The sequence below is a fragment of the Parasutterella secunda genome (genome assembly GCF_023336895.1).
GTDB classification, from domain to species: Bacteria; Pseudomonadota; Gammaproteobacteria; order Burkholderiales; family Burkholderiaceae_F; genus Aphodousia; species Aphodousia faecalis.
The window spans coordinates 56,386-64,304 of sequence record NZ_JAMBLT010000009.1 but is presented as its reverse complement, the minus strand read 5'-3'; the positions used below and the strand labels follow the sequence as shown (position 1 = coordinate 64,304).

General features: G+C 48.1%; 5 protein-coding genes. All 5 read right to left on the bottom strand.

Going from position 1 to position 7,919, the window contains the following annotated elements; all coding sequences use genetic code 11:
• Positions 1-322 precede the first annotated feature (322 nt).
• Positions 323-1,252: an electron transfer flavoprotein subunit alpha/FixB family protein gene (locus M3080_RS07525; RefSeq protein ID WP_022472335.1), complete on the bottom strand. Its 930-nt coding sequence runs from the start codon at positions 1,250-1,252 to the stop codon at positions 323-325.
• Positions 1,253-1,266: 14 nt separating this feature from the next.
• Positions 1,267-2,016: an electron transfer flavoprotein subunit beta/FixA family protein gene (locus M3080_RS07520; RefSeq protein WP_022472336.1), complete on the bottom strand. Its 750-nt coding sequence runs from the start codon at positions 2,014-2,016 to the stop codon at positions 1,267-1,269.
• Positions 2,017-2,091: 75 nt separating this feature from the next.
• Positions 2,092-3,111: a tRNA dihydrouridine(20/20a) synthase DusA gene (gene dusA, locus M3080_RS07515; protein WP_249092552.1), complete on the bottom strand. Its 1,020-nt coding sequence runs from the start codon at positions 3,109-3,111 to the stop codon at positions 2,092-2,094.
• Between the two features lie 63 nt (positions 3,112-3,174).
• On the bottom strand, positions 3,175-5,331 hold the full coding sequence (gene rpoD, locus M3080_RS07510; RefSeq protein ID WP_249092551.1) for an RNA polymerase sigma factor RpoD: 2,157 nt from the start codon (positions 5,329-5,331) through the stop codon (positions 3,175-3,177).
• Positions 5,332-5,792: 461 nt separating this feature from the next.
• Entirely contained in the window at positions 5,793-7,847 is a 2,055-nt protein-coding gene (gene rpoD, locus M3080_RS07505; RefSeq protein WP_249092550.1) for an RNA polymerase sigma factor RpoD, read from the bottom strand.
• Positions 7,848-7,919 lie beyond the last annotated feature (72 nt).

Sequence of the window (7,919 nt, the reverse complement as noted above, 5' to 3'; positions counted from 1 at the left end):
CGCTCTTTCGAGCTGACGAGTTTGAGAATTATAAGACTCAAATTCGTCTTGTCAAGTCTTTTCGAAAATATTTTTTATTTTCTTTTTCACTTGACTTGCTTGAGCTCTCGCTCAAACAGGGAGTGGAATCTTACTCGAAGAATTTTCCACCGTCAAGAGCCTTGTAGAAAATTTTTTTAACTCCACAAGATCTGGACTTTCGCCGCTCGCTGAGCAACGGGTTGCGTATTTTAACCCCAAAATCGGCTTTGTCAAGACCTCTACTCGAAAAAAAAATTTGGGGGCCTGAGCCCCCAAAATTTTCTTTAAGCAAATACCGCTATCAATTCAACTCTTTAAGCAGCTCATCAATGCCTGCCTTTGCATCCATGACCAAACCGTAATCGGCCACTTCAAAGATCGGTGCTTCAGGATCATTATTGATCGCTACTACAACCTTGGCGTCTTTAATGCCTGCAATATGCTGCATGGCCCCTGAAATACCGATGGCAATGTATAAATCGGGAGCAATAATCTTACCCGTTTGACCAACTTGCCAATCGTTAGGACATAAACCCAAATCCACAACGGCACGTGTTGCACCAATGGCCGCTCCCAAACGATCAGCCAATTGAGCCAACTTTTTAAAGCCTTCCTCATCTTCGAGACCACGGCCACCAGCCACCACAATTCGTGCGCCTTGCAGTGCCGGTCTATCCGTTTTGACGGCTTCAAAACTTACTTTGCGGGTTCTCATCGTTTCAGGAAACGGTGCATTCATGACTATTTGCGCTTGACCGTTCTTTTCACAAGCATCAAAAGCCGTTGCACGAATACTCGCGACAATCACCGGTTCTTCATCTTTAAGCGTCACTTCAATGCTTCCGGCGAAAATCGGACGAACATACGTTTGCGCATCAATAACCGCCGTGACATCAGAAAGCGGAGCAACATCCAATAGCGCTGCCACACGGGGCATGACACTTTTACCCATCGAACTCGCTTCAAAAAACACATGGCTATATCCATGTTCTTTGACCAAAGCAACAACCGCTTTGGAGAGCGACTCGGTTAAGATATTTTCACCGTCAGCGGGATTAACGAAAACAGTCTCAACACCACTAAAAGTCTTTGCCACATCTTGCGCAGATTGTCCCTGCCCCAAAAGAAGCATATCCGTTACACCGGCAGCTTTAACGGCAGCCGTCACCAAACTCGCGGCTGTAGGCTTAATGCCTGCGGCGTTGACTTCACCAATCACTAAAGCTCGCATAAACATTCTCCTTCCTACAGTACTTTTGCTTCGGTCTGAAGCTTGTTGATGAGTTCAGACACAGAACTTAACATCTGACCGTTCTTTTCTTTTTTCGGCATGCTGTAGCTCACCGGTTTGAGGCGATGAGCGATGTCAACGCCGAGTGTACCCACTTCAATTGTTTCCACCGGCTTTTTCTTGGCTTTCATCATGTTGGGCAACGTTACATAACGCGGTTCAGCCAAACGCAAGTCCGCCGTAATAACAGCGGGAAGCTTAACAGCCACTGTCTGCACGCCCCCATCAACCTCACGAGTTACCAATGCTTCAGCACTATTGGCGATTTCCAACTTGGAGGCAAAACTGGCTTGTGGGATATTGCAATAAGTAGCAAGCATTTGTCCAACCTGATTGGCATCATTGTCAATGGCCTGTTTGCCCACAATGATCATGTCGGGATTTTCTTTTTCGACGATTTTTTGAAGGATCTTGGCCACTTGCAACGGTTGAATCAACTCTTCACTCAGGACGTGAATCCCACGGTCAGCCCCCATCGCCATGGCTACGCGTAACGTATCGAGACTTTTCTGAGCTCCAATCGTTACGGCCACCACCTCAGAGGCGATTCCCTTTTCCTTCAATTGAACGGCGCACTCAGTGGCAATTTCATCGAAGGGATTAATAGACATTTTGACTGTGGCTGTATCAGGCTCACCCGCCTCATTGAGGCGGACTTTCACGTTGTAGTCAACAACCCGTTTCACGGCTACCAATATTTTCATAAAACCTCTTTTTACCCGCTTTCACGAGCAACACATCATAGTTTTTCAGATTCTGCCCATTATATAGAGCCACCATCAGAATTCATCATCATCACGACGATCATCTGTCAGGCGCTCTCCCCAACCAGCGCTAGCGAATGCAGCCTTAAGCACCTGTGTACCGGTTTCAGCAAATGCGGCCGGATCGGACAGAGTGCGGCGATAAAAGCGAGCACCGGCTAGTCCTTGCAAAAGACCAATCATCGCTTTGGCCGTTGCGCGAGGTACATGACTGTCAGTCGGTGTTTCGCGGCGAATATATTGAGTCATTATCTCAATTAATTCTTCGCGGCTTGCAACCGGATGCATATCCGCAAAAAGTCTGGCATCCACATCACTTAAAACCCACGGCGTCTTATAGGCTGCTCGGCCCATCATTACTCCGTCAACCTTTTGCAGCAACTCTTCAGCCAACTCTAACGTATCAACTTGTCCATTAATGACAATGGTGGCTGTCGGAAAATCCCGTTTCAAATCAAAAGCGACTTCTCGTCTTAGTGGCGGTACCTCGCGGTTTTCTTTCGGACTTAATCCTTTTAACCAAGCATTGCGTGTATGTACGATAAAGGTTCTAACACCGGCTTCGTAGAGCGTTCCGACAAAGTCACGAACAAAACCATAATCTTCCACCTTGTCAATGCCGATACGGTGTTTGACCGTCACATCAATATCGACAGCGTCCTGCATCGCCTTGCAGCAATCGGCCACCAATTGAGGCTCGGCCATCAAACAGGCTCCGAATGAACCGCGTTGCACACGTTCACTGGGGCAACCGCAATTGAGATTAATTTCATCATAGCCCCAATCTTGGGCAATCTTGGCACATAAAGCCAAGTCCTTCGGATCGCTGCCGCCTAACTGCAGGGCCACCGGGTGCTCTTCTTTATTGAAGTTCAGATGTCTGGCTTTATCACCGTAAATAATGGCGCCCGTTGTCACCATCTCTGTGTACAGTCTCGCATGTCGAGACAGTTGCCGATGAAAATAGCGGCAGTGACGATCGGTCCAGTCAAGCATCGGCGCCACACAAAAGCGCCAGGGATTGTATTGGGTCATATTTTCGAAAAAGGCCACTCGTACCTTGCGATAAGAGTGGCCTGACAGTTAAAAAATTAATCGTTAACGAGTCTGCACGTAATCACGCAGTCTTTCAGCAAAATCCGGGCTGCGCAATTTACGAATGGCCGCGCTTTCGATCTGACGAACGCGTTCACGCGTCAAACCCATTGAGCGACCCACTTCCTCGAGCGTATGGTCATGACTGGTTCCGATTCCGTAGCGCAAACGCAGAACCGTAGCTTCACGATCGGTCAAACGATCAAGTGATTTTTTAATCTCTTCTTCCATCGCTGTCACCATGAAGCGGCGTTGTGGATCCTGTTCTTCATCACCGCGGACAAAGTCAAGCTTTGTTGCGTCTTCATCGTCACCAATCGGTGCGTCGATGGATTCAACACCACGCATGGCTTGGATCAACAACTGTACCTTGGGTAACGGCACTCCGGACAATTGAGCCAATTCATTGTCAGAGGGCTGTTTGCCGTGCTCTTGCAGGTATTTTTGCTTAATGCGACGAATCTTGTTGTAAGACTCTGTCATATGCACCGGAATACGAATCGTATTACCGTAGTCTGCGACCGCACGCGTTACAGCCTGACGCACCCACCATGTAGCATAGGTTGAGAACTTATAGCCACGGCGGTATTCAAACTTATCCACAGCCTTCATCAAACCCAAATTGCCTTCCTGGATGAGGTCCGGCATGGCCAAACCGCGATTAACATAGCCCTTGGCAATAGAAATAACCAAACGAAGGTTGGCTTCGATCATCTTAGCCTTAGCCTTAGACAAACTTGCTTGAGCAACGGTCATGCTGCGGTGCAGATCCCGCTGTTCGGCGATGGGCAAACTTGCATCGTCCTGCAATCCGATCAGTCGGGCCTGCAACTCTTCGAAAACACCACGGTTGTGTTCCAACGCCGCAGACCAGGACTCACCGCTTGCCACTTCATCATTGAGCCATTGGCGATCACAACAGCGTTCATTAAATCCTTTGACGAAACGTTCTTGAGGCATGTGAGCCTTGTTGACCATCACGTCGCGCATGGCATACATGGTATCGGTCACCTTGGACATATGTTCGGCGAGGATATCGGCCAAATGCGTCACCGTCTTCACAGAGAAACGCACGATGGACAGTTCATCGGAGATATTTTGGCGAGCACGCTCGAAATCCTTCTTCTTAGCAGGATCACCGAAACTTTCTCGCATCGTCTCAAGGTATCCCTTCAAACGATCAAACATCTCCAGAGCACGCTCTTTCATTTCCTCAAGCTGCTCAACCGTCATAGCGGCAGCACCGATATCGGTGTTCAAATCGCCACTGTCGTCTTGAATTTCTTCTCCGGCCACGTCGGTGAAACCGTCGATCACGTTGTCGATCGTTTCGGATCCTTCACGAATCTTTTGAGCCAAGACCAACAACTCTTGAATGGAGAGCGGCGACATCAGTACCACCTGTACCAAACGGGCGCGGTGCTGTTCGATACTCTTGGCGACTTCAATTTCGCCTTCACGGGTTAAGAGTTTATGGCTGCCGACACCACGCAAATAGGCGCGAAGCGGATCTTTGGAAAGACCAGCGCTTTCTTCAGGTGTCAAAATCGTTGCGGCATCTTCTTCATCGATATCATCATCGACCGTTGCCTGTTGCTCGGCCAACATCGCCACCGTGTCTTCGTCAGGCGTGTGGTCAAACACCTGCACACCGAAGCGGCCCAAACCCAATGTGATTTCCGTCAAGGCATCTTCAGAGCGTAAGGCGCTTTCGGGCAACAAGTCATTGATTTCAGCGATGGTCACCCAACCACGCGAACGGCCGAAACGAACCAATTGGCGATAGCCGTTTTCGGCGCCTTCTTCATGCTCAGGCTGCACAGGCATCAAGTCAGCGATCGGGTCACTCTTTTTGCGTCCGCCCTTTCGCTTTTCTACCTTGGGAAGCTCCTCAAAACCGTCTTCGAAACCTTCTTCAGACAGCTCCTCAGCTTCTTCAATCTCTTCTTCGAGCTCTTCTTCATCGAGCTCCTCTTGGGCATACTCGTCATCATCGAGCTTTAAACTGCCCTTGAGATCAAAATCCAACTGCTCATGTGAGTGCAACCACTCATTGAGATCTTCACCCATAGAAGCCTCATTGACCAAAACCTCTGCCTTATCGGCGCTGCGGTCCGTCTTTTTAGAGGTTGCTTTTTTGACAGTCGCTTTTTTCATCATTTCGTACAAATATTCAGTAACTTCATCGGAAGGAAAATACCCAACTTGCGAACAACGAAGGCAAAACTTACAACGCGCAAATTCCTATGGAACAAAAGTTCCCACGGCACCTATTCTTTACTCGTGCCGACATCATTGCAATAAACAGAATTTCGCGTTCTTAGCCTTTGACCCACGCAAGAGAGTTTTCTCCAACCGGTCCGATCAGCATTGCTGCCAACCCGATTCCCGTTGATTATTTCACCTGAGAGCTTTATTCTTTCAGAAGAAAGACAAACACCTTCAGGTAAAACCCGAATTTACAATAAGCAGAGGTTTCGGGGCTAAGATATACAGATACAGACTAGATTCGTCCTATGACGAAGGGCCACCAAACCGCTACTGCGAACTTATTAAGATACACTAGAAAAGAAAAGCCTGTGCAACAAAATTCACAGGCTTTTTTATTTATTTGATATAGATCAAATTATTTTAATGTTATCACTATCTAAGAATCCCCTAAGCTTATTCGCTCTACTGGGATGACGAAGCTTTCTAAGCGCTTTCGCTTCGATTTGGCGAATGCGCTCACGGGTCACAACAAATTGGCGCCCTAGTTCTTCAAGTGTGTGTTCCGTACTGGTATCGATACCGTACCGAAGCATAAGCACTTTAGCCTCTCGAGGCGATAATGAGGCAAGCACTTCGTGGACCACCTCTTTGAGATTATCATTTTCAGCTCTCTCAAGCGGTCCTAAAGAAGTTTTGTCCTCGATGAAATCAACCAGATGAGAATCCTCTTCATCGCCTACCGGAGAATCAATTGAGACGGGCTCACGGCGAGCCCGCATAATAGTTCGGACACGTCGCTCTGTGAGTCCAACCTCTTGAGCTAAGTAGGCGTAAGAAGGCTCATGGCCGTATTCTTGCTGATATTGTTTTGAAATTCGCGTGATTTTGTTGAGCGTTTCAACCATGTGTACCGGAATGCGGATGGTTCGCCCTTGATCAGCCAGCGCACGAGTGATCGCCTGACGTATCCACCAAGTCGCATACGTTGAAAACTTGTAACCGCGTCTGTATTCAAATTTATCAACCGCCTTCATCAAACCGAGGTTGCCTTCCTGAATTAAATCCAAGAATTGAAGTCCGCGGTTTAGATAGTGCTTTGCAATAGAAATCACCAGGCGCAGATTGGCATTGATCATCTCTTGTTTAGCTTCACGCACACTTTGCTCGGCTTTGCACATTTGAGCATAAAGTTCACGCATGCGTTGAGCTGGCAACCTTGCCTCTCTGGCCAACGAACTATATACGGACTGCACGTGCAAAATGGAGTCAAAATTCTTCTCTAGCGCCAAGACGTAAGGCCTATCGGATTTCAAACAGGCGCGTAAAGCACTTTCCGAGAAACCTTCATCTCGAAATAGCCGTCCAAACTCAGCCTTGGGCATTCCGACAACATCAACCAAAAGTCTTTGAGCATCCTGCTCAATACGTTTAAACGCTTCGGCCTTGTCATGTAATAAGTCTGACAATGTACGAACCGTCGAAGCCGTAAAGCGCACACGCATTAATTGCTCTTTAACCGCCACTTCAAGCTGACGATACTGATCACTGTCCACGGGCAATTGGCTCATGCAATCAAAATATCCCTTGCAGGTATCAAGGATGTCAAGCGTCGTTTCTTTAAGCACTTTAAGTTGCTCTGAACTCATGGCCGAAGCCCCAATTGAGACTTCCTGCACATCGTCATCGGCTTCTTCGTCATACTCCGGCATTTTCTCTTCGGTCATTGAAACCGAATCAATATCCTCGTCTGTCACTCCATCGACAATGGCCTCGACGCTCACTTCATCGGCGCGAAGCATATCGGCCATGTCCACAAGCGTTTTCAATGCCGAGGGACTGTCGGCGATTGCTTCCATCATTGCCTGAAAGCCGTTTTCAATACGACGGGCAATCGAGATTTCTTCTTCACGCGTTAAAAGGGGGACTGCTCCCATTTCACGTGTGTACATTGTCATAGGATCCGACGTTCTCGACACATCGCTTTCAACAAGCGAGAGAACATCCTCGTCATCGTCCTCATCGCCGTCTTCCTGTACAAGCGATAAAGGCGAATCATTGAGCAAAATTTCATCTTCAGCCGGCGGCTGCTCAAGCACTTGAATACCTAAGAAGCTGAAAGCGTGCTCAAGTTTAGCGATGGCTTCATCTTCATCTTCAACCTGCTCGGGCAATACCTCTGATAGCTGCTCGTAGGTAACAAAGCCATTTCGTTTAGCCGAGACGATCAAAGCACGAAGTTTTTGCAAACGCAATTCGCTTGCCCCGTTTTGATAGACCTTTTCGAGCGATTTTTTCAAACGCATTCTTTTGCGTTTGGTGTTACTCGCTTGCGGCAAGATACTCGGATCAGGCGTCTGGATCCGAAGCGGTTGATCAAAAAGAATATCGATGGTGGTTTCCGCAGAGCAGGCGGATTGAACAGTCAGCGGTTCGCTTTTGGACGACTTTTTCTTTCGAGTAGCCATACACACACTCTATGCCTTCGTCACAACACCGGGGCGGACGGAAAAACAGCTAAGGGAGAGTTCGGGTCGTTT

What these genes read in the sequence shown, in the direction of transcription:
- M3080_RS07525 (WP_022472335.1), bottom strand. Translation starts at nt 1,252, where the DNA reads ATGCGAGCTTTAGTGATTGGTGAAGTCAACGCCGCAGGCATTAAGCCT.
- M3080_RS07520 (WP_022472336.1), bottom strand. Translation starts at nt 2,016, where the DNA reads ATGAAAATATTGGTAGCCGTGAAACGGGTTGTTGACTACAACGTGAAA.
- dusA (WP_249092552.1), bottom strand. Translation starts at nt 3,111, where the DNA reads ATGACCCAATACAATCCCTGGCGCTTTTGTGTGGCGCCGATGCTTGAC.
- rpoD (WP_249092551.1), bottom strand. Translation starts at nt 5,331, where the DNA reads ATGATGAAAAAAGCGACTGTCAAAAAAGCAACCTCTAAAAAGACGGAC.
- rpoD (WP_249092550.1), bottom strand. Translation starts at nt 7,847, where the DNA reads ATGGCTACTCGAAAGAAAAAGTCGTCCAAAAGCGAACCGCTGACTGTT.